Genomic DNA, 21090 nt, shown 5'->3' with positions numbered 1-21090 from the left:
CGTCGTCGGGCCGAGCAGTGGAAATCCGACTGATACATCAGTCATATATTTTAGGCGGTGATAGGGAAGCGCTCAAGGGTTAGCGCGAGATGTACCGAATGTCCGAGTTGTCGTACTGTCGCTGACTGATCGCGGACGAACACCGACAGCCGCCCCGATTCCTAGAGTTCGATGCCTTGATGACCCGCCCAGAGATCCGCCGCGCGGGTGGCGGCTGCGTTGATGAGGTCGGCGATCTCCGGCGAGTCGGACACTCGAAACGACGTGTAACCACCACGGCCACCGTTCTTCGGGCGACCGTACGCCTTGGCTGCCAGGTGTCCGTCCGGCAGGAGTCGCACGGTGATCGTCGTCAGCGTGAACTCTTCTCGTCGTCGAGAATCGTTCCAGCGCAAGTGGTCTGGTATCGCGACATTCACCGCCAGCGCGTTGAGCTCCAGGGGTGCGTCGTCGGCGGGCATGTCGTTCACGGCCGCACCGCCGCTGCTCGCGCCGACTCGACGGCGAAAAGATTTTCGTCCCAACCCTTTTCCAGTGGTCCGAAGAAGTGGAAGCGCACCTGCTTCACGCGATAGAGCCACCGGCCGTCGAGCTTGACCACCTCGTCGGTGTAGCGCCCGGCGGCGATCGACGCGACACCGTCAGTGACGCATGGCTGCCAGAGGAACGAGTGGACGGTTGCGTGGTCGCCGTCGAGTTCGATGTCAAGGTTGGTGATGAAGTGCCAGAACGAGGTGAGGCCGGTGTCGGCGAGACCGGCGAAGAACGTGCGCATCTCGGACTTGCCGCGCGGGTGGGCGAGGCCGTCGAACTCGCCGTCGTCGGTGAACAGGTCCATCAGCCCATCCCAGTTGCCGTCGTCGAGATGACGGCAGTAGCGGGCGTCGAGCGATCGGATGGCCTCGAGGTCTTCGAGCCGGGTGATCCGGTGGGCGAGGGTGGTGTCGGCGGGCGTGGTCATGGAAGCGATCATGACGGCTCATCGGCGGCGAAGGACGCGAATACGCGTCAATCCAACCCGCGTTGTGCGGTGCGGTCCCCACGTCGGACCGCGGCGCGCTGCACCAGGACGATGGTCGTCCCCAAGACGCCCACCGCCAACCCGACGAGAGAGATCTGCAGGGCGTGGTCGCCACCCCACCCGGTCAGCCAGACCACGACCGCGGCCACTGCCCAGAGTGTCATGCCGACGATGATGACCGGTTCGGGCGCGCGCAGTGCGCGCGGTAGTTGGGGGATGTCGGATGCGTCGGGCATGGGTTCAGAGTAACTTTCGACTGTGCCAATGGATTCGTCGAGCGAGCCCAGCAAGTCGTCGGTCGAGCCCACCGGGTCCTCGACGCCGCCCACCACCGCAGCGTCGGCACCGCCGACCACAACCGAGAACGCGTCGAGCGCGTCATCTGGCACGCTCGATCGCTTCTTCAAGATCAGCCAGCGCGGCTCGACACTGAACCGCGAGGTCCGCGGCGGCCTGGTCACCTTCTTCACGATGGCCTACATCGTGGTGCTGAACCCGATCATCATCGGCGGGCTGCCCGGCAGCGACAAGAACACCGACGTGCTCGGCAACGTGCTGCCGCTCGCACAGGTGGCCGCGGTGACCGCGCTGGTCGCCGGCGTCATGTCGATCATCTTCGGGCTCGTCGCGAACTACCCGTTCGCCATCGCCACCGGTCTGGGCATCAACAGTCTGCTCGCGGTGTCCATCGCGCCGCAGGTGACCTGGCCCGAAGCGATGGGTCTGGTGGTCATCGACGGCATCATCATCGTGCTGCTCGCGGTCACCGGATTCCGTACCGCGGTATTCAACGCGGTGCCTGCCGAACTGAAGGCCGCCATCGCCGCCGGCATCGGCTGCTTCATCGCGTTCATCGGCTTCGTCGACTCCGGCTTCGTCAAACGCATCCCGGACGCCGCCGGCACCACGGTTCCGGTGCAACTGGGCATCGACAACTCCATCGCCACCGTCCCGACGCTCATCTTCGTGCTGGGCATCCTGCTGATGGGTGTGCTGGTGGTGCGCAAGGTGCCCGGCGGTCTGCTCATCGGCATCGTGATCACCACCGTCGTGTCGATCTTCCTCGAGTCGGTGCTCAAGCTCGGTTCGGGTGTGGAGAACCCCAAGGGCTGGAGCCTGTCGGTGCCCGACATCCCGAACAGTCTGGGCAGCGTCCCCAACCTCAGCCTCGTCGGCGACGTCGACCTGTTCGGAGCCTTCACCCGCATCGGCGTACTCGCCGCGTCGGTGTTCGTGTTCACTCTCGTGCTGTCCAACTTCTTCGACGCGATGGGGACGATGACCGGCCTCGGCAAGGAGGCCGGATTGGCCGATGAGAATGGCAATTTGCCCGGCATCGGCAAAGCGCTCGTCGTGGAGGGCACCGGAGCCATCGCCGGCGGCGTCGCCTCGTCGTCGTCGAACACCGTCTTCGTCGAGTCTGCCTCCGGTATCGCGGAGGGGGCGCGGACCGGTTTGGCGAACGTCGTGACCGGTGTGCTGTTCCTGATCGCGATGTTCCTCACGCCGCTGTACAGCGTGGTCCCGCAGGAGGCGGTCGCACCCGCACTGGTGGTGGTCGGCGCATTGATGATCGGCCAGGTGCGGTCGATCGACTTCACCCAGTTCTCCATCGCGCTGCCGACCTTCTTGACCATCGTGACCATGCCATTCACGTATTCGATCGCGAACGGCATCGGCGTCGGCTTCATCACCTGGGTCGTCATGGCGACTGCAGCGGGCAAGGCCAAGACGATCCATCCGCTGCTGTGGATCGTGGCGCTTGTGTTCCTCGCGTACTTCGCGCGGGGACCGATCTCCGACCTGATCGGCTGAACCATACCTCGATGTATGGGACTAAAGTCCCCATTTTCGATGCCAAAGTGACGTGCGTGGCAGTTGGTTACATGCGTTTTCAGAAACTCTGGCTTAAGCCATTGCAGATTCGCGCAAGTGAATTACTCTTAGCGACGTGGACGCAGCAGTCTCAGATATCGCCTTCCCGGAAATTTCGGATGTCACCCTCTCGGGTGAGCTTTCCCTGGCCATAGTTCGACTGGCCAGGCGTTTGCGTGGACGTCGTGTGAGCAAGGTCGTTTCCCTCACACAGCTGTCCGCGTTGTCGACCCTCCACCATGAGGGCCCCATGACCCCCGGTGCCTTGGCCACCGCCGAGCGCGTGCAACCGCCGTCGATGACCCGTGTCATCGCGTCGTTGTCCGACCTCGGGATGGTGTCGCGGGAGCCGCACCCCACCGATGGGCGGCAGGCGATCGTGACGCTGGCCGACAAGGGCAGCGACGTGATCACCGCCGAGCTCGACGCCCGCGAGGAGTGGCTGTCGGCCCGACTCGCCGAGCTCAGCCCCCAGGAGCGCGAGACGCTCGCTGCCGCGTTGCCGATCATGCAGAAGATCACCAACGGGGCGAACGACATCCACTGACGTTCTAGAAGAACGTCCCCGCGAACGGTGCCGCCTCGGTGGTGAACGCCGCGTCGAGGGCGGTGAGGGTCTCGGGTGTGTCGGTCCAGAGCCGCTGTGCAGCGGCGAAGGTGCGGGCGGGCACACCACCCAGGTAGATCGAACCGAGCACGGAAATGTCCATACGCACCGTCGGTGCGGCGGTGCTCGGTGCCACGATCGCGCCACCGTTGCGGATCGATACGTCGAAGACGCCTCCGCGGCCCCGGAAATCGTCGGTCACTTCGATGACGGCGTCGAGGTCGGACGCGTAGTGCCGGGCGCCGAGCGCGCGCGGAACGTCGAGGATGCGCAGCCACATCTTGTCGCTGATGCCGGTCACCGACACGGCGCGGTGGTCGGTCAGCTTGTAGCGCAGCGGATCGTCGAATGGGATGGCCGCGGTCACCGTCGGCAGCAGATCCAATCCGACGAGCACTCGCCACAGGTCGGTGTGCGCCTCGTTGGTGACGGCGAAGACCTCCTCGACCATGGCGCGGGCGGGGCTGACGGACTGATCGATCCGGTAGGCCGCATAGCCATCGGGGTGAATCAGATAGTGCCGGCCGCTCTGGTGTGCCGGGCGCTGTGTGGCGCGGTCGGCCAGAATCGGTTCCCACCAGGTCGCCGACCGACTGAGCGCGCCCGGCCGCGTCGCCACCCAGCGGGCATGCAGGTCTGGTATCCGCTGCGCGACGTCGTCGGCGGTGGCGTAGTTGACCGGTGAGGTGTCACGGTCGGCGCGGGCCCGCATCTTGGCGGCGGCGAGATCGATCGAGATGTCGCGGGCGAAGCACGCCGGTCCGAAGCCGAAACGCTCATAGATGGTCGCCTCGCTCGCGGTGAGAATGGCGAATAGTTGCCCCTCGTTTTCCCAACGGTCGAAGATCTCGGTGATCATCGTCCGGAGGATGCCGCGTCGACGATGCGTCGCCGCCACCGACACCCACGACAGTCCCGCCGCGTCGTGCGCGGTGCCGCCGGGGACGGTCATCTGCATCCGGTAGAACATCGAGACCCCGACCAACGGCCGCGGCACCAGACCCGCCTCGTCGCGTACGAGCACGACGTCGGCGTTGGCGACCTTGTTGCGCATGTCGACGCGTTCGGCCTCCGACAAGGGGTCGGTGAAGAGGAAGGCGCGGGCGTCGGTCGTGAAGATGTCGTCCCAGTCGGCGTCGGTGGCGGCGGCCACGGCCAGCGCCGATGGCGTGGTCTGCGGGGTACTCACCCGTCAACCGTTGCATAGTCGGTGGTTGGCAGACTGTTCGGGTGGCCAACCTGCGTGTCGAGGTCATCGACATCGACGATCCCGACGACCCCCGGGTCGACGACTTCCGTGACCTCAGCTCGGTCGACCGGCGGCCCGACCTCCGGACGTTGCCGGGTGGGCTGGTCGGCAAGAGTCTGGTGATTGCCGAGGGAGTGTTCGTCGTGCAGCGGATGATCGCCTCGCGGTTCGCCCCACGCGGGTTCCTCGGCGTCGACAAGCGACTCACCGAACTGTCCGATGATCTCACCGATCCCGGTCTTGACGGGGTGCCGTTCTACCGCACCACGGCCGACGTGATGGCGCGGGTGGTCGGCTTTCACCTCAACCGTGGGGTGCTCGGCGCTGCCGGTCGTCCGCCCGTCCTGGACGTCGCCGACATCGCTGCCACGGCACGAACGGTGGTCGTCCTCGAAGGCGTCAACGACCACGAGAACATCGGCAGCATCTTCCGCAATGCCGCGGGGCTGGGCGTCGACGCCGTGCTCTTCGGTGCCGGATGCGCCGACCCGCTGTACCGGCGGTGCGTGCGGGTGTCCATGGGGCACGCACTGCTGGTGCCGTTCGCCGGCGTCGACGACTGGCCGGGTGGTCTCGGTGTGCTGCGCGACAACGGGTTCCGACTGGTGGCTCTCACACCAGGACCGGGATCGGTGCCGCTGGCCCACGCGGTCGACACCGACAAGGTGGCGTTTCTCGTGGGCGCAGAGGGACCGGGTCTGAGCGAGACCGTGATGGCGGCGAGCGATGTGCGGGCACGGATTCCGATGAGCCGCGGCACCGATTCGCTCAACGTCGCGACGGCGGCGGCGATCGCCTTCTACGAACGCGCCCGATCGGGCACGATAGGGGAGTGACCCCCGCCGATCGCGTCGAAACGCGATTGCTGCTGCCCGACGACGCCACCCGGGAGCCCACCCCGTGGGTGCTCGGCCTGTTCGTCACCGCCGTATGCGCGCTGTTCTGGACCTTTGTGCTGGTCGGTGTGTATCAGCTGATCGGCGCGGCGATCAGCTGGCTTGGAGTGCTGGCCGTCGCCGTGGTCTGCGTCGGGCTCGGCTGGACGCTGTGGGATCTGCGGGACCGGCCGGTATGGCGGTGGATCGTATGGGGGTCGGTGATCGGCCTGCTCGCCGGGCTCGGATCGGCGATTGCCCTGTGCGCGTTGGGGCGGTAGCTTCTCAGAACCCGAAATACCGGGCGACCGGGTTGCGTCGCTTGCTCGGCGCCACATCCGGTGTCGGGGCGTCGGTTTCGCTCGTGCCTTCCTGATATCGGGCCCAATCCTCGTCGCCGGCAACATAATCGGCGGGGCGGATGGCGAACGCGGTGACCGGGAGCTGCGCCGGATCGCGGTCGGTGTCGGCCAGCGGATGGGTGAACCGGAAGCCGAGCCACTCGCGGTTGGCCTGCTCGGCGATGTGCTGCGGATGGAACGGCAGCGCCATCGGGTCGGGCGGGACCCCGGGCGCGTACCGCAGCGGATGCTCACCAGCCCAGAAGGGACGCTCGAACGGGTAGGGCAGTCCCTCGTCCTCGACGATGTGGACCGGATCGGCCGCGAATGACCGTTTCAGGACGCCGTTCTCCCACCGCGCGAATGCACCGACCGAGTCGTCGGGGTCGGTGAAAAGCAGTGTGGCCGCCGCAGTCTCGCGGAGGCTGCGGATGGTGCGGGTCAGCGTCGACGGCGTGGTGGTGGCGAAGAGAGAGCACGACACGACGGCCATCGCGCCGTAGGCGCCCACGTAGACGTGCGGGTCCTGCGCCGCGGCGGCGGTCGCGAGATCGGTGTCGCGGATGGGGACGAGGGTGCGGTCGCCGTAGATGGTGTTCGCCATCTGCTGGGCCGTGGTGACATCGGTGGTCAGGTCGGACCGGAGGAAGCCGATCGGGTCGTCGGTGTCGATGAACCACACCGTGACTGCACGCGCCGACACCGTCAGCTGTGCCCGTTGCTGCGGACGCCCAGCAGGACGTCCTCCCACGCCGGCAGCGCCGGCTTGCCCTTGCGGCGACGCGGCTTGGTCGGCTCGTCGTCGTGATCATCGTCATCGACATGCTCGGCCGTCGATGTGGGGCTCTCGACCGGCTCGACCGCGCTGGGGAGTTCGGTGACCGTGCCGCTCGTCGGCTCCGGTTCGGTGATCTCTGGTTCGACGATGTCCGGTTCGGGCCCGGCGGCCGGTTCCGGTGCGACGACGGGACGTTGCTCATCGGGTACCGGTTCGGGTGCGGCCCACGATGATTCGTCGGTACCGAAATCGAGGGCGACCGTGCCGTACTCGTCGTGTGTCGGCGGCGTGTCAGCGGTGCGGGTGCGCTGGGCGTCGATCAGCCGGTTGGCGTCGATGGTCACCTCGTCGTGCGCTTCGTGCCCGCCCACCGGTGCAGCCTCCGGCGGGGCGGCGAGGTCGGGTGTGGCGACCGGCGTGAGGCGCCGTCGCGGGGTGATGGTCTCGGGATGGGTCAGTTCGTCGGCGAGATCGTCGAGCGGATCGGCGGTACCGCCGTGCGAACCCGGCATGTAGCGCCAATGCGCATGGTTGTCGGTGCGGCCCACATGCCAGCTGACCTGCACCACCCAGTGCCCGTCATCACCCTTCCAGGCATCCCACTCGATCTCGTTCTGCGCCTGCCCGAGGGCGACCATCGCGTCGGCGACGACCTCACCGAGCGTGGCGACCGCCGGGCCGTCCTCGCGGATCGGGTGCGACATGCCGGCGAGTTCGGCGGCCCGAGAGCGTTCGAGCAGGACGGGGTGCGCGAACCGCTCGATCTTGTCGTGCGTGACGCCGGCTTCGGCGGCGACCTCCGCGATGGTGGCACCCGCACGGATGCGGGCCTGGATTTCCCGTGGTCGGAGTGAGCTTTCCATCTCGATCTCGATCTGCCCCAATCGTGAGATGTCACCGCGGGCCGCAGCGCGCAGGCGCTCGTCGGCAGCGATCCGGTACTTCTCACCCGACTCGGGATCTCGGCAGACGACATGGCTGCCATCGGCCTCGACGCCGACGACGCGTAGTTCACGCATCTGCTCCTCCTCCAGTGACCACGAGTGCGGGCATTGGGGTCAGGCTAGACCACGGGTACGACGACACCCCGCGAGACACGCGGACAAAACCGCAGATCAGCACGGGTGTGGCGGACGTGGCCGCCGGGTCACCTGTGGTCTGAGTGACTCCTGTGTATCCAGGGTACGCGGGTGACCGGTCAGAGCTGACCGACGACGTGGTCGATGCACTGGGTCAGCTTGGTGATGTCGTCGGGCTCGATCGCCGGGAACATGCCGATCCGCAGCTGGTTGCGACCCAGCTTGCGGTACGGCTCGGTGTCCACGACGCCGTTGGCGCGCAGGGTCTTGGCGACGGCTGCGGCGTCGACGTCGTCGTTGAAGTCGATGGTGCCGACGACCTGGCTGCGCAGGGCGGGATCGGTGACGAACGGCGTAGCGAACTCGCTGGCCTCGGCCCACTGGTAGAGCCGTGAGCTGGAGTCCGCGGTCCGGGAGACGCACCAGTCCAGGCCGCCGTTGCCGAGCATCCACTGGATCTGATTGTCGAGCAGCAGGAGCGAGGCCACCGCGGGGGTGTTGTAGGTCTGGTCCTTGCTGCTGTTGTCGACGGCGGTCGGCAGCGACAGGAACTCGGGGCACCAACGATCGGTCTCGTCGATCTGCTTGATGCGCTCGAGGGCCTTCGGGCTCATCAGTGCGATCCAGATGCCGCCGTCGGAAGCGAAGCACTTCTGCGGCGCGAAGTAGTAGACGTCCGCGTCGGCGACGTTGACCGACAGGCCGCCCGCGCCGGAGGTGGCGTCGATGGCGACGAGCGCGTCGTCGGAGCCTGCCGGGCGGGTCACCGGCACGGCGACGCCGGTGGAGGTCTCGTTGTGGGCCCAGCCGATGAGGTCGATGCCGCCGAAGTCGTCGGCGGTCAGGGCGGCAGGGTCCGGGGCGGTGCCGGGATCGGTGGAGATCACCGCGGGCGAATCCAGGAACGGTGCCTTCTTGGCGACGGTGGCGAACTTGGAGCTGAACTCGCCGTAGGTCAGGTGCAGCGAGCGCTGCTTGATCAGGCCGAACGCGGCGGCGTCCCAGAAGGCGGTGGTGCCGCCGTTGGAGAGGACGACCTCGTAACCGTCGGGCAGGGCGAAGAGGTCGGCGAGACCGGCGCGGATCGAGCCGACGACGTTCTTGACCGGCTTCTGCCGATGACTGGTGCCGAAGACCGAGGCTCCGGTGTCGACGAGGGACTGCAGTTGCTCGGGGCGCACCTTGGACGGTCCGCAGCCGAAGCGGCCGTCGGACGGCAGGAGGTCGGCGGGGATGGTGATCGGTGCGGTGGCGGTGTCACTCATGTCGGCAATTCTAGGGTTGTGGTGCCCGCCACCCTGGTTGCGGTCCCTCGTCGGGGCTGGTGGCCGCCCATGATCCGGCCGTCCAACCGGGTGCGCGGCAGCCGTCGGGCGGGGCGATGAGCGTGGTGTCGTGTCCGCTGCGGGTCAGCAGCCACGCAATCACCGAGTTGGAGTTCCACATGTCATGGGCACCGATTTCGTCGCGGCCCCAGGTGTGCGCGGGTACCGACCGGGTGAGGTCGAGGAGCCTGCGGATGCGGTCGGGATCGCTCGGGATCGGGCTGCTGACCAGCGCGAAGTCCAGATCGGGGATCGTGCCGCCGGGCCAGCAACGGATCTCATACCGGAAGTAACGGCATCGACCCAGCCACGCTGCGCCAACCGGGCCGGTGACGGTCACGCCGCGCTCGGGGGCACGCGTATCCCACGCGGGTGCCTGCTCGACGACGTACCGGCGATCACCGTCGTCGATCGACAGGGCTGCATGGACAAGGCGCTGGGACGGCCGGTGCTCGCGACGAGCCCGGACTGCCTCGTAGAACCGACCGCAGCGGGGGACCACCGCGCCGCCGGCCCCGAGCGGAATCCAGTGCAGGGTCACCGTCGCCGGTCGGTGGGAGGTCATTGACGAGTTGTACCCTTGCCCTCTACTGAATGCGTGTTTAACCTATTAAACATGCGTTTAGCCGATGCGGATGATCGGACGACGCGCGCCCGACTGCGGGACGCAGCGATCGACGTCTTCGCGCGCGACGGATTCGACGCGCCGGTACGGACGATCGCCGACGCCGCCGGGGTGAGCCCCGGATTGGTGATCCATCACTTCGGATCCAAGGCCAATCTGCGGGCCGAATGCGACGCCCACGTCCTGCGCGTGACGCGGGAGACCAACGAGCGGGCGCTCGAGAATGGTTACGGCGCAGGCACCTTCGGGGGATTCGCGGCTCTGCTCGACACTGTAGGGGCCAACGGCCCACGCGTCGTCTACCTCATTCGCAGCCTCCAGTCCGGCGGTGAGATGGTGCGAGAGTTGTTCGAGCACCTCGCCGTTGACGGCGAGGCCACCCTGCGGGCCGGTGTCGCGGCCGGCAGCATCCGACCGTCGATCGACGAAACCGCCCGCGCCCGACACCTTCTCGCCCAATCGGTGGGTGCCTTGCTGGTCGACGTCGTCCTGCATCCGCCCGACGACTGGTCCGATGCCGCGGCGATCGTCCAGGGTTACGTCGATCGGGCCCTGCTGCCGGGCGCCGAACTCGCGGTACACGGCGTGATGGCCGACGACTCGTTACTGCAGATCGTGCTCGACTATCGGAAGGATCATCATGACGACTGCTGACGCACCGGTGATCGACGTCGCCGGACTGCACAAGCGCTTCGGATCGTTCCGGGCGCTCGACGGGCTGAATCTGGCGGTGCGGCAAGGGGAAGTGGCCGGATTCCTCGGACCCAACGGCGCCGGAAAGTCCACGACCATCCGAATCCTCCTGGGCCTCTATCGGTTCGACGCCGGATCGGTCCGTGTCTTCGGTCTTGATCCACTGCCCGACGCGGTGGCCATCCACCGTCGGCTGGCCTACGTACCGGGCGATGTGACGCTGTGGCCGACGCTCACCGGCGGCGAATGCATCGACCTGCTGCTGTCGCTGCGCGGGGTACGCACCGAATCCGCCGCGCGCAAAGCCGAATTGATCGAACGATTCGAACTCGATCCGACCAAGAAGGCGTCCACTTACTCCAAGGGCAACCGGCAGAAAGTGGCGCTCGTCGCCGCCTTGAGCGCCGACACCGAACTACTCATCCTCGACGAACCCACCTCCGGGCTGGATCCGCTGATGACCCACGAGTTCGTCAGCTGTGTGCGCGAGCGCGCCGCGGCCGGCTCCGCGGTGCTGATGTCGAGTCATCTGCTCGCCGAGGTCGAGGAACTGTGCGAGACGATCACCATCATCCGCGCCGGAAAGACTGTGCTCTCAGGGACATTGGCCGAGCTACGTCACCTGCGGCGGTCGCGGGTCACCGCGACACTCGAGTCGGGAGCGGCGGATCTGGGCGGGGTCGACGGGGTGCACGACTTCTCCGTGGAGGGTGATACGGCGACGTTCACCGTCGACGACACCGGCCTCGCCGACGTCACCCGGGCGCTGGCCCACCACGGGGTCCGAACCCTCGCGGTCGAACCGCCGAGCCTCGAGGAACTGTTCCTGCATGCCTACGACGACGCGGGGGAGGTGTCGGCATGAGTACGGCGGTCCCCACGATCCGACCGCTCGATGCCGCCGGTCGCCCCGGAGCCATCGAGCGATCGGTCGCCGGGTTTCCGGTATTGCTGCGGTTGGCGTTTCGGCGGGAGCGGGTGATCGCCCCGGTCACCGTGGTGCTGTTCGTGCTCACCGATCTGGCCACTGCCGCGTCGGTGTCGTCGATGTACGGGGATGCGGCCGCACGGACCGGATTGCAGGCCGGTGTCGGGGCCAACGCGGCCTTCAATTTCCTGCTCGGCGAACTCGTCCACACCGAGCCGCTGGCCGCGGTGGTTGCCTGGCGCGCAGGGCTGTTCATGATCGCGGCACTTGGTGTGTGCGCGGCGATCATGACGGTCCGCCAGACCCGCAAGGAGGAGGAACTGGGCCGCACCGAACTCATGCGGGCCGGTGCGGTGGGACCGTTGGCGCCGCTGGTCGCCGGGGCGATCGTCGCGGTGGTGTTCACGATCGTTGTCGCACTGGGGATGTCGCTGATCTTGCTGCCGTACGGCGCCGCGGCCGGGGACGTGGCGGCGGTGTTCGCGCAGTATGCCGCGACGGGTGTGGCGGGTGTTGGGATCGCGTTGGTGGCCGCGCAGATCGCCACGACCTCGCACATCGCCAATCTGGCTGCGACGTCGGTGATGCTGGTCGGCTACCTGCTGCGCGGCGCGGCTGACGCGATCGGCGGATGGGGTTGGTTGCGCTGGTGCAGTCCGGTCGGCTGGGCCGAGCTGATCGATCCCTTCGGCGCGAACAACGGGTGGCCCGCGATGCTGTCGCCGGCAGTGTTCGTCGTCGGTGCGGTGGCCGCCGGATGGGTTGCGGTGCATCGGGATTACGGGGCCGGACTGATCGCGCCCCGGCAGGGTCCACCCGCGTCGGCCCGGCTGGGCGGCATCGAGGCACTCGCTGCGCGGTTGCTGAGTCCGGTGCTGCGGTCGTGGGTGGGTGGATTGTTCTTCTATGCGGCGGTTGTCGGGTTCATGCGGCCGTCGGTCGGCGACCTCGCCGAGGGCAACGCTATGTTCGCCCAGGTCGTGCGTGGCACACTCGGCGGCGCCACCCTCAGCACCCTGTTCTCGATGACCATGATCTCTTTCCTCGCCGTGGCGTGCAGCGGATTTGCGGTGAACGTGAGCGAACGCCTGCGCGCCGAAGAAGAGGCGGCGCGCGCCGAAACCTTGCTGGCGACACCGACATCCCGCAGCCGTTACTTCGGTGCGTACCTGACAATTGCGGTGCTGGGCACGGTGATCGCGCTGCTGGGAGTCGGGATCGGCATGGTGCTGGGCTGCGGTGTGGCCGGCGGTGGATGGGCCACACCGGCGGGTGAAACGGCGAAATCGGTTGCGGTGCAGGTACCGGCGACTCTGGTCATGGTCACGCTGGCGGTGGCCCTCTACGCGGTGCGTCCCGTGCTGGTCCACATGGGGTGGATCGCTGTCGTTCTGGCCTTCTTCCTGGGCCCGTTGTCCGGGTTGTTCAATTTGCCGCAGTGGGTGGAGGACCTGTCGCCGTTCACCCACACGCCGATGGTCCCGGTGGAGCCGATGCGCTGGCTCACCGTCGTTGTGATGCTATGTGTGGCAGCAGTATTCGCGATCGTCGGGTGGTGGGCTTTCCGTCGTCGCGACGTCGGGTGACGATCAGACGCCGGGCGCGAACTTGACCTCGTCCCAGCCCTCGACGTCCTCGGGGCGGCGCGGGCTCGGGCCGGTGTAGAGAGCCGCCGGGCGCACCAGTTTCCCGAGCCGCTTCTGCTCCAGGATGTGGGCGCACCAGCCGGCGCTGCGGCCGCAGGTGAACATGGCCGGCATCATGTGCGTCGGCACCTCGGCGTAGTCGAGGATCACCGCCGCCCAGAACTCGACGTTGGTTTCGATGGCGCGGTCGGGTCGGCGTTCGCGGAGTTCGGTGAGCGCGGCCTGCTCGAGGGCGGCAGCCACCTCGAAGCGGGGAATCCCCAGATCCTGGGCGGTGCGGCGCAGCACCCGGGCGCGGGGGTCCTCGGCACGGTAGACGCGGTGCCCGAAGCCCATCAGCTTCTCCTTGCGGTCGAGGATGCCGCGTACCAGACCGCGGGCGTCGCCGGTGTTCTCGACCTCCTCGATCATCGGCAGCACCCGCGCCGGTGCGCCGCCGTGCAGCGGCCCGGACATCGCGCCGATCGCCCCGGACAGTGCTGCGGCGACGTCGGCGCCGGTCGACGCGATGACCCGGGCGGTGAAAGTGGACGCGTTCAGGCCGTGCTCGGCGGCGCTGACCCAGTAGGCGTCGATCGCCTCGATGTGTTTGGGGTCGGGATCGCCCTTCCAGCGGGTCATGAAGCGGGCGGTTACGGTCTCGCAGCGGTCGATGACGTCCTGCGGGACTGCGGGCTGGTGGATGCCGCGGGCCGACTGCGCGACGTACGAGAGTGCCATCACCGAGGCGCGGGCGAGGTTGGCGCGGGCGGTGGCGTCGTCGATGTCGAGGAGCGGCTGATATCCCCAGATTGGGGCCAGCATGGCGAGGCCGGCCTGCACGTCCACCCGCACGTCGCCGGTGTGGATCGGCAGCGGGAAGGGTTCGGCGGGTGGGAGTCCGTCGCCGAAGCGCCCGTCGACGAGCAGTGCCCATACGTCGGAGAAGGTGACCTTGTTCTCGACGAGGTCCTCGATGTCGACGCCGCGATAGCGCAGGTTGCCGCCATCCTTGTCGGGCTCGGCGATGTCGGTGGTAAAGGCGACGACACCTTCCAGACCGGGGACGAAATCGTCGGGAACCTTGTTCGCCATCGTGACCACCTATCTCGACACCGCACCGTGGAGTGCCGGGCTGGACACTCTCTTGGACTGTAGGACAGTGCCCGCGCCACGGCATACCGGGGAGTAACAACCTGTTTGGAGAGGCAGGTCAGGGTAGCCTCTCGATCGTGTCCGAAGAACCGATTGACCTGCCCAACATGCGTGTCGGCTACGGCGGTGGCATCCCGCCGAACGTCGGGGAGGGCGATCGCGCCGCCGGCGCCGACGGGGTGCGGGAGAATTTGGACCCGAGTTGGTTGCGTGGCGATCCGGCGTGGCTCGACCTGTTCACCGTGTGGCTGCGGGAGGCCATCGCGGCGCGGATTCCGGAGCCCAACGCGATGGTGCTCGGCACCGTCGACGCCGACGGACATGCCGCCACGCGCACGGTCCTGTGTAAGGGAGCCGATGCGTCGGGCATCGTCTTCTACACCGGCTACGACTCCGCCAAGGGACACGATCTGGCCGCCAATCCCTATGCGTCGGTAACCTTTCCGTGGATCGCACTCGAGCGTCAGGTGCATTTCCGGGGTCCGGTGGAGCACGTGACGATGGAGGAGACGCAGGAGTACTGGAACATGCGGCCGCGCGGGTCGCAGCTCTCGGCGTTGGCGTCGGCGCAGTCGCAGCCGATCGGGAGTCGCATCGACCTGGAGACCAAGGCCGCCGAGGTCGCCGAGTCGCTCGGCGGGTTCGACGACGGCGACGAGGTGCCGGTGCCGTCGTCGTGGGGTGGTTACCGACTCGTGCCCGAGAGCGTCGAGTTCTGGCAGGGGCGGGCCAACCGGCTGCACAACCGGGTGCGGCTGACGTTTGTCGATGACGTGTGGCAGGCGGAGCGGTTGCAGCCGTAGTCCGGTTCGGTCAGCACTGGCCCCGGGTCATGGCTGCGGGCAGGGACCCGTTCATCACGACCTTCGACCCGTCCCAGACGAAGGCGACGTCGACATTGCCGGTCGGGCGTGCGCTGATGTCGCCCTCGTTGAGGTAGTGGTAATTGACGTCGACGGAGGTCGGCGACGCGCCGGTGACCGTCTGATAGCCGGCATTGCACTTGATGCCGGTACCGACGAACTTGCCGTGATGAAACAGCAGCAGTTGCATCGGCGACGAGGCGGTGGCCCCGTCGGTGTCGAGTGCGGCGTAGCTGAGTTCGTTGCAGGTGTTGTAGTTGGTGCTGCCGCCGTACACCCAATGGGACTCGGTCGTCGACGCCGGCAGCGGGGGTGCGATCTGTTGTGCTGCGGCCGTAATGGCTGCGGTACCGTCGGTGGAGCAGCTCGACGTGCCGCTGTCTGAATTGTCAGCGTTCGAATTGTCGCCGGCCGCAACGCCTCCGGCGGCCGATCCGTCATTGGGTTCTCCGGTGGTTGTTGGGTCGTTTTCGGCGGTCGCTGTGGCGGAGGAGTTTGCCGGCGCGGTGACGGTCTTGGTCACGGGTTGCGGTTTCTCGGGTGTCGAGGACGAGCACGCCGCCAGGGAGACCGCGGTCCCAGCTGCGATGGTGCAGGCCAGGATTCGAGTGAAAGTGCGCATCGTGGGCTCCTCGTGTCGGGACGGTGTCATAAGTGTGTTCCGCGTAGCAGGCGGATTCGTTAGCAATGTTTCGGACAGTCCGTTGTTTGATCGACGCTGAGCGCCCCTTCCCGTTGGTTGAGTAAGCCCGGCGACGGAGGAGCCGAGCGCATCGAAACCCTCGTGAGCCGAACTTGTCGGTGGCGTGCTCTAGGGTGGTGTCACCGGATCGAACAAGAGTGAACGACGCGAGCTGAGGCCTTGTGGGCCTTGGTCTTTCAGACAACATGATGTGGGCAGATCGATCCTCCCTGTCCTGTTCGTGTGTTTGGAAGGTCGTTGGTCGTGGATCCGTTGTCGGCGTGGTGGAGGGTGGCTTCGCCGTGGCCGGACCTGCCCGGCTTCTACACCGGAGGCGTACGCGCCGATCGTGTCGGTGATCCCGCCGACGCCGGGATCAATGATTTGGTCGGTGGCCTCATCTCCAGCGTGCGTGGCCAGTCGTATCTGGCGTGGCATGACTATCAGATCGCCGCGGAACTGCATGCGCGTTTGGTCGGCGACTCTGAGCGCCCCGATGATCTGCTGTTGAAGGACGGGTTCGCTGATTGCGCCGCCCGGGTTTCGTTGTCGTTGTGCGTGGGTCAGGGTGAGGCCGAGAAACTGCTGCACCGGGCCCTGGCGTTGCGCGACCGCCTCCCGCAGGTGGCTGAGCGGTTGAAGATCGGGCGGATCACCGACGAGGCGGTGCGGAAGATCGTCGCGCGTACCGATCTGGTCGATGGCCAGCCGTGTGCCGCCGATGTCGATCGCGACATTGTGGCTGAGTTGGATCTGCATGATGGGGCGTGGTCGATGCACCGCCTGCAGGCGATGTGCGATCGCATCGTGTTCCGGCACGACCCGGACGCGGTGCGTGAGGCCCGGCGTCGGGCGAAGGATGCCCGCCGGTTCTGGACGCGACCCACCGCCGACGGGATGGCCCAAGTATCGGCGACGATGACCGCCGAGAACGCGCTCATCGCCAAAGCCGCCGTGAAGGCACTCGCCACCGCGACGTGTGAGCAGGATCCGCGGACCCTGGATCAACGCCGCTCGGATGCCACCTTCACCCTGTTGACCGGCAACGTCTTCGAGTGCCTGTGCGGGCGGGAGGACTGCGACGCCATCATCCCCGAACCGGGTACCGCCCCGGCCAGCACGGTGGTCATTCATGTGGTGGCCGATGAAGGCACCGTCACTGGGGCGAAGCAGAATGCGGGGTTCATCGCCGGGCAAGGCGTGATCTCCGACGAGCAAGTGCGGGATCTGGTGGCCCGGCCGGATGCGGTGATCCGCCCGATCGTTCCGAAAGGGACGCCGATGAACCCCGACGGCACCTACACGCTGCCCGCAACCCAACCGGCCAACCCCTACCGCCCGTCGACCGCCCTGGACACCTTCGTCCGAGTCCGCGACGGATATTCGGTGATTCCCGGTGACCCCACCTCGGCGTTCGACGCCGACCTCGACCATGTCGAAGAGTTCGACCACGAGCATCCGGGCGCGGGTGGGCAGACCACCGACCTGAACCTGAATGCGAAAGGCCGCTTCGGGCACCTGCTCAAGACGTTCGGTGACTGGGTGGATGAGCAGTTCCGCGACCCGATGACGGGGCGGCTCCGGCAGGAGTTCATCACCCCGGAAGGCCTGATCATCCCGGGCGATCCGGAGAACCTGGAGCAGTTGCTGCCCGGGCTACGGCGGATTCGGTTCAAGGTGCCCGGGGCCCTTCGAGACGCTCGCTCGGCTGGCGCCTCGCGGGCTCCTCAGGGATCGGAGACACCACCGACTCGTTCGCAGAGTCGGGTGGCGGCCAAACACGCCCGCAGACAACAAGAGCGGGAACGCAATCGACGCAGAAGGGAAGAGGAGGGAGAGTAGGTAGGCGTGCGGCGCATGAAAATAACGTTGCCGTCAACCACCGCCTGCGCGGAAACCGTTGAGGAAGCCGGTCACTGCTGAGGACGGTACGTTGTAGAGGTTCTCGGATCGAGTGCCAACGGCTGCCGCGAGAGCGAGTCCGAGTGCAAACTCGTCCGGGGTCGGAGTGCGCTCGGTTCCCCACTTCTTGGGCGTCAGTACGTCGATGCGGCCGTCGTCGTGCCGATGAAACGACAACTGCAGGGGGCGGCGGCGGGTGCTGCGATAGAAGGTCATCCGCCGGGTTCGTGTCCGGGTGTAGTCGTCGGCGACCAGGCGCAGCACATCGCCGAAACCGTCGGTGAGCACGAGCTGGTGCGGGATTCGGGATACCCTGTCGCGCACGACGAATGCGAGGTCCAGCGCCGTGTCGCCGACGGTCGTCTGGCCTGCAGAAGTGCCCGCGTCGACAGTGCCGTAGTAGGTGACGTCGACGGGGTCGGTCGGCAGGATGAAAAGCGGTTGCAGAGGCGGGGCGAACCCGAGTGCAGCGGCGATATCGGGTCGGTACTTCCACATGCACCGGCCGAGGTCGCTGTACCGACCGGTGTCGACGACCGTCGTCGGATCGATGAATACCGTTGTCTGGCAGCTGGGGTCGCGTGACGGGCGCCCGATCCGCCGTAACGGAAATGGCTGGTGGTGCAGCCACGAGTATCCGTCGCCGACGATGTGCCGGCTGTCGACAGGCGGGATACCGAGGAGTCGGGCCTGCGTCGGGTCCAGCGGTTCCAGGTAGACGCCATCCATCGCATCCCACGAGAGAAAGTCGGAACGGTCTGCCATCGTCACCCGCAGACCACCCGGGGTGGCGACCAAATGAGAACCAACCCAACGGATTCGGTTGACCGGAAGCCCAATGAGCTTGAGTGCGAAGCGAAAAATCGGGCTCGCGATCACCAAGACGACAGCGACGACGGTCAGCGTCGTGGCGGCTCGCGCTGGCGTCGAATCTTCCGCGACCAACAGCACATAGATGACGAATCCGCAGAGCAGAAGGAGCCATGCGGTAAGTCGAGTCACCTGCCGATGGGTGTCGAATCGGCTGCGGATCACCGCTTCTGCCAGCCACTCGTCGTCCGAGGGGGCGTCGTCGTCCCTCTGGTGGTGCGGGGCATCGGCTGCCGTATCCAGAGCGAGGTGCTGTCCGTAACGCCGGAGCGCCGTCAGGAGGTCCACGTACTGGAATGCTTCGACAAACCACGCCACGTCGATGCGAACATCGGCGGTGGTGGCGTGTTGGCCGTGGGACCAGGCGCCGACGGCCCGCCAGAGGAGTCGTTTCGGGATCGTGAGTCCGTGGCCGGCGATTTCGGTTGATGCTGAGCCTGATTCGTCGCTGTCCGCGCGGAGATCAGGTGGAAAGATACGGGCGCCTGGGGCGCAGGTAGGCGACAGCAGTCCACTCGCTCGCGAGCCGGGAGTATGCGCCCTCGGCTCGAGTGTTGGTGGAGACCGACACCGGGTCGCGGAGTGAGGTCATCGCTGGGTGATGGTCACAAATGCCTGCTCCAACGGTTGTACCGATAGAACATGGTGCGCACGGAGTTTCGGGCCTGGTAACTCTTGGTGCCCAGGGCGGCTGCTATAGCGACCGCCAACGCCACCTCGGCTGGTGTCGGAGCATTCGTGGCTGCCGTCGTCGTCCGGACGTCAACCCTTCCGTCGTTGTGCCGGCGCACCATCAGCGGCAGCGGATTCTCGCCGACACCCCGATAGGCTTGCATCACGGAGACCCGAGCGACGAAGTATTGCGCCTTGATCCGGAGAAGATTCCCGTACCCGTCGGTGATCGAGATCTGGTGATCGTCGCCGGACAGTGGGCTTCGATTGATCTCCTCGACCCGGACTGGCGTCCCGTTGCACCACGCGTGCAGTCCGCGAGGGTCGGCGGTGCCGATCGGTGTTCGCGCTGGCGGTGCTGCCGGATCGCGATCGATGAGAACGGTGGGGATTCCGCTGCCGTGCACGACAATCCGGCCCGCGGCAAACGTGTGATCCACGAGAATCCGACCGTAAGAGCCTACTTCCACGGCGACGGTTCGGCCATTGTCGTTCTCACCGAGGATCGAACCGCGTTCGCTCTCCTGTGTCCATCGTTTGCCGGCGTGCGATTGGGTCAGCGAGAGGGGCGCCGGAAGTCCCAACGCCGCAGCGACATCCGGGCGGTAGCGCCAGACGCTGCGAGAGATCTCGCTGTGCTGTTCGAGGTCGACAAACGCTCCGAGATCTACCCCTACCGGCACCTGTGCGCCGACCACACCCGGCGTCCGTCCCACCATGCCGACCGATAGAGCGACGTGCCGCACTCGAGATGTGCCGGTGCCCACGATCGTTGGTCGCGCGATCGGCGGAACCCGCAGCAGCCGCGCTTGATACGAGTCCATCTGAACCAGCTGGACGCCCTGCATACCCGTCCACGGCAGGAACTCCGTGCGGCCCGCGCGCGTGACGATGAGACCCTCGGTGGTGACCGCGAGGTGACAGCCGAGCCATCGAAGGGAGCGGGTGGGCAACCCGATCCACTCGAACAGGGACGGCAGCCACCCGACGAGCACCAGCACAGCGGCAATGATCGTCACCGTCACCGCCGCGCGCTCCGGTGGTTCGGTGCCGATGCTGCCCACTGCCCAGAACCCGCCGACGACCGCGAGCACGGCGATCATCCACGCGCGAAGCCAGCGCCCGGTGCGGCCGAGTTGGGCCTCGGCCAGCCAGTCGTCGTTGGCGGTGACCTCCGTCTCTGGGGAGCCAATCGGGTGAGCGGCCGTCGTCGTCTCCGGCATCCCCACGCAGTAACGGCGCAGTGTGCGGACCAGCCACCGGTACTGCGGCGCTTCCAGGAAAGCTGCGACATCGACCGCGATCGGTACCGGTGTCGCGTCTGCGGGGTCCGACCACGCTCCAACCGTGCGATAGGGGAGTCGGCGGGTGGTTCGGTATCCGTTGCCGACGATCAGTGTCTCGGCTGCACGGGGGTCACCCGGAGAGAGATCTGGATGAAGGATCGACGGCGGCACACCGCGAATACCGTTCCACGGCAGAAACTCTGTACTACGCGGCAGGTCCAGGACGATGCCGTCGGGTGTCACGGCGATATGACGTCCCAACAAGCGAAGCCGGTCGAGCGGAAGTCCAGTGGCGCGAGTGAGTAAACGTGCGACTTCGTGTCCGGCATTCCGCCAGACGAGGAAGAGAAGCCAGAAGCCGCCGACCGGCGCGAGAGCAGCGGCCGTCACCTTGCCGTTCATGACACCCAGCAGGATCGTCAGAATGGAGACGATGCCCACCGCCATGACGAGAATTGTCATCGGACGCCGTCTCTTGGCTGTGAGAAACGACGCTGCCAGCCAGTCCCGTGTGAGCACGCTGAGACCGGCCCTGGTGTGCGCCGCGGTCTGCGGCCCGAGTTGGACCGACTGGAGATCGTGCAGCGCCGAGCGGCGGCCTGCGGACTTTTCTCCGTGTGCTTGGGCGTGGGGAGGCGT

At 66.9% G+C, this 21090-nt stretch carries 22 protein-coding genes; 10 read left to right on the top strand and 12 right to left on the bottom strand.

Annotated elements, in window-relative coordinates; genetic code table 11:
• Nucleotides 1-161: 161 nt before the first annotated feature.
• Genes AAFP30_RS18600 through AAFP30_RS18590 form a run of 3 tightly spaced genes read right to left on the bottom strand, consistent with a single transcriptional unit; the run spans nucleotide 162 to nucleotide 1257 of the window.
• Nucleotides 162-461 carry a hypothetical protein gene (locus tag AAFP30_RS18600; protein WP_419231618.1) on the bottom strand — a complete coding sequence of 100 codons (300 nt, stop codon included), beginning with the start codon at nucleotides 459-461 and terminating at the stop codon, nucleotides 162-164.
• 5 nt (nucleotides 462-466) lie between these two features.
• Entirely contained in the window at nucleotides 467-961 is a 495-nt protein-coding gene (locus AAFP30_RS18595; RefSeq protein WP_419231467.1) for a nuclear transport factor 2 family protein, read from the bottom strand.
• Between the two features lie 47 nt (nucleotides 962-1008).
• Nucleotides 1009-1257: a DUF2530 domain-containing protein gene (locus AAFP30_RS18590; RefSeq protein WP_419231466.1), complete on the bottom strand. Its 249-nt coding sequence runs from the start codon at nucleotides 1255-1257 to the stop codon at nucleotides 1009-1011.
• Between the two features lie 28 nt (nucleotides 1258-1285).
• Between AAFP30_RS18590 and AAFP30_RS18585 the strand changes: the two genes are divergently transcribed.
• The gene (locus AAFP30_RS18585; protein ID WP_419231465.1) at nucleotides 1286-2836 is read left to right on the top strand and encodes an NCS2 family permease; all 1551 of its coding nucleotides are present in this window, start codon (nucleotides 1286-1288) and stop codon (nucleotides 2834-2836) included.
• A gap of 157 nt (nucleotides 2837-2993) precedes the next feature.
• Nucleotides 2994-3443, top strand: coding sequence for a MarR family winged helix-turn-helix transcriptional regulator (locus AAFP30_RS18580; protein WP_419231617.1), 450 nt, complete (start codon nucleotides 2994-2996; stop codon nucleotides 3441-3443).
• 4 nt (nucleotides 3444-3447) lie between these two features.
• Here AAFP30_RS18580 and AAFP30_RS18575 read toward each other — a convergent pair whose 3' ends face one another.
• A complete protein-coding gene (locus AAFP30_RS18575; protein WP_419231464.1) occupies nucleotides 3448-4692 on the bottom strand; it encodes a GNAT family N-acetyltransferase in 1245 nt (414 codons plus the stop codon).
• 41 nt (nucleotides 4693-4733) lie between these two features.
• Here AAFP30_RS18575 and AAFP30_RS18570 point away from each other — a divergent pair, with 41 nt between their 5' ends.
• Complete coding sequence (locus tag AAFP30_RS18570; protein ID WP_419231463.1) at nucleotides 4734-5588, top strand: TrmH family RNA methyltransferase; 855 nt, start codon at nucleotides 4734-4736, stop codon at nucleotides 5586-5588.
• A complete protein-coding gene (locus AAFP30_RS18565) occupies nucleotides 5585-5908 on the top strand; it encodes a DUF2537 domain-containing protein (protein ID WP_419231462.1) in 324 nt (107 codons plus the stop codon). The genes AAFP30_RS18570 and AAFP30_RS18565 overlap by 4 nt, the downstream gene beginning before the upstream one ends.
• A 4-nt stretch (nucleotides 5909-5912) precedes the next feature.
• On the opposite strand, the gene AAFP30_RS18560 is transcribed toward AAFP30_RS18565, so the two are convergent.
• The 4 genes from AAFP30_RS18560 to AAFP30_RS18545 form a co-directional block, all read right to left on the bottom strand.
• Nucleotides 5913-6671 carry a DUF6928 family protein gene (locus tag AAFP30_RS18560; RefSeq protein WP_419231461.1) on the bottom strand — a complete coding sequence of 253 codons (759 nt, stop codon included), beginning with the start codon at nucleotides 6669-6671 and terminating at the stop codon, nucleotides 5913-5915.
• 2 nt (nucleotides 6672-6673) lie between these two features.
• Nucleotides 6674-7765, bottom strand: coding sequence for a septation protein SepH (gene sepH, locus AAFP30_RS18555; protein WP_419231460.1), 1092 nt, complete (start codon nucleotides 7763-7765; stop codon nucleotides 6674-6676).
• Nucleotides 7766-7944: 179 nt separating this feature from the next.
• The gene (gene serC / locus AAFP30_RS18550; protein WP_419231459.1) at nucleotides 7945-9090 is read right to left on the bottom strand and encodes a phosphoserine transaminase; all 1146 of its coding nucleotides are present in this window, start codon (nucleotides 9088-9090) and stop codon (nucleotides 7945-7947) included.
• A gap of 10 nt (nucleotides 9091-9100) precedes the next feature.
• Nucleotides 9101-9715: a hypothetical protein gene (locus AAFP30_RS18545; RefSeq protein ID WP_419231458.1), complete on the bottom strand. Its 615-nt coding sequence runs from the start codon at nucleotides 9713-9715 to the stop codon at nucleotides 9101-9103.
• Between the two features lie 51 nt (nucleotides 9716-9766).
• On the opposite strand from AAFP30_RS18545, the gene AAFP30_RS18540 reads away from it, so the two are divergent.
• Genes AAFP30_RS18540 through AAFP30_RS18530 form a run of 3 tightly spaced genes read left to right on the top strand, consistent with a single transcriptional unit; the run spans nucleotide 9767 to nucleotide 12982 of the window.
• Nucleotides 9767-10429 (top strand): TetR family transcriptional regulator, encoded by a 663-nt coding sequence (locus tag AAFP30_RS18540; protein WP_419231457.1) that lies wholly within the window; start codon nucleotides 9767-9769, stop codon nucleotides 10427-10429.
• Nucleotides 10416-11333, top strand: a complete 918-nt coding sequence (locus AAFP30_RS18535; RefSeq protein WP_419231456.1) for an ATP-binding cassette domain-containing protein — start codon at nucleotides 10416-10418, stop codon at nucleotides 11331-11333. Before AAFP30_RS18540 ends, AAFP30_RS18535 begins: the two co-directional genes overlap by 14 nt.
• Entirely contained in the window at nucleotides 11330-12982 is a 1653-nt protein-coding gene (locus AAFP30_RS18530) for an ABC transporter permease (protein ID WP_419231455.1), read from the top strand. Before AAFP30_RS18535 ends, AAFP30_RS18530 begins: the two co-directional genes overlap by 4 nt.
• A 3-nt stretch (nucleotides 12983-12985) precedes the next feature.
• Here the strand turns inward: AAFP30_RS18530 and AAFP30_RS18525 are convergent, their stop codons facing one another.
• Nucleotides 12986-14116, bottom strand: a complete 1131-nt coding sequence (locus AAFP30_RS18525; protein WP_419231454.1) for a citrate synthase 2 — start codon at nucleotides 14114-14116, stop codon at nucleotides 12986-12988.
• Between the two features lie 167 nt (nucleotides 14117-14283).
• Between AAFP30_RS18525 and pdxH the strand changes: the two genes are divergently transcribed.
• Nucleotides 14284-14979, top strand: coding sequence for a pyridoxamine 5'-phosphate oxidase (pdxH, locus tag AAFP30_RS18520; RefSeq protein WP_419231616.1), 696 nt, complete (start codon nucleotides 14284-14286; stop codon nucleotides 14977-14979).
• A 10-nt stretch (nucleotides 14980-14989) separates the two neighbouring features.
• On the opposite strand, the gene AAFP30_RS18515 is transcribed toward pdxH, so the two are convergent.
• Nucleotides 14990-15661 carry an LppP/LprE family lipoprotein gene (locus AAFP30_RS18515; RefSeq protein ID WP_419231453.1) on the bottom strand — a complete coding sequence of 224 codons (672 nt, stop codon included), beginning with the start codon at nucleotides 15659-15661 and terminating at the stop codon, nucleotides 14990-14992.
• Nucleotides 15662-15985: 324 nt separating this feature from the next.
• Between AAFP30_RS18515 and AAFP30_RS18510 the strand changes: the two genes are divergently transcribed.
• Nucleotides 15986-17563: a DUF222 domain-containing protein gene (locus tag AAFP30_RS18510; RefSeq protein WP_419231452.1), complete on the top strand. Its 1578-nt coding sequence runs from the start codon at nucleotides 15986-15988 to the stop codon at nucleotides 17561-17563.
• A 33-nt stretch (nucleotides 17564-17596) separates the two neighbouring features.
• On the opposite strand, the gene AAFP30_RS18505 is transcribed toward AAFP30_RS18510, so the two are convergent.
• Nucleotides 17597-18388 carry a hypothetical protein gene (locus AAFP30_RS18505; protein ID WP_419231451.1) on the bottom strand — a complete coding sequence of 264 codons (792 nt, stop codon included), beginning with the start codon at nucleotides 18386-18388 and terminating at the stop codon, nucleotides 17597-17599.
• A 243-nt stretch (nucleotides 18389-18631) separates the two neighbouring features.
• Between AAFP30_RS18505 and AAFP30_RS18500 the strand changes: the two genes are divergently transcribed.
• Nucleotides 18632-18922 carry a hypothetical protein gene (locus AAFP30_RS18500; RefSeq protein WP_419231450.1) on the top strand — a complete coding sequence of 97 codons (291 nt, stop codon included), beginning with the start codon at nucleotides 18632-18634 and terminating at the stop codon, nucleotides 18920-18922.
• Between the two features lie 176 nt (nucleotides 18923-19098).
• Here AAFP30_RS18500 and AAFP30_RS18495 read toward each other — a convergent pair whose 3' ends face one another.
• The gene (locus AAFP30_RS18495; RefSeq protein WP_419231449.1) at nucleotides 19099-20898 is read right to left on the bottom strand and encodes a hypothetical protein; all 1800 of its coding nucleotides are present in this window, start codon (nucleotides 20896-20898) and stop codon (nucleotides 19099-19101) included.
• Nucleotides 20899-21090 lie beyond the last annotated feature (192 nt).

The organism is Gordonia sp. CPCC 205515, assembly GCF_048537925.1.
In the GTDB taxonomy this organism is placed as follows: Bacteria; Actinomycetota; Actinomycetes; order Mycobacteriales; family Mycobacteriaceae; genus Gordonia.
The sequence above is the reverse complement of the archived record's forward strand: the minus strand, read 5'-3'. Positions and strand labels throughout refer to the sequence as shown.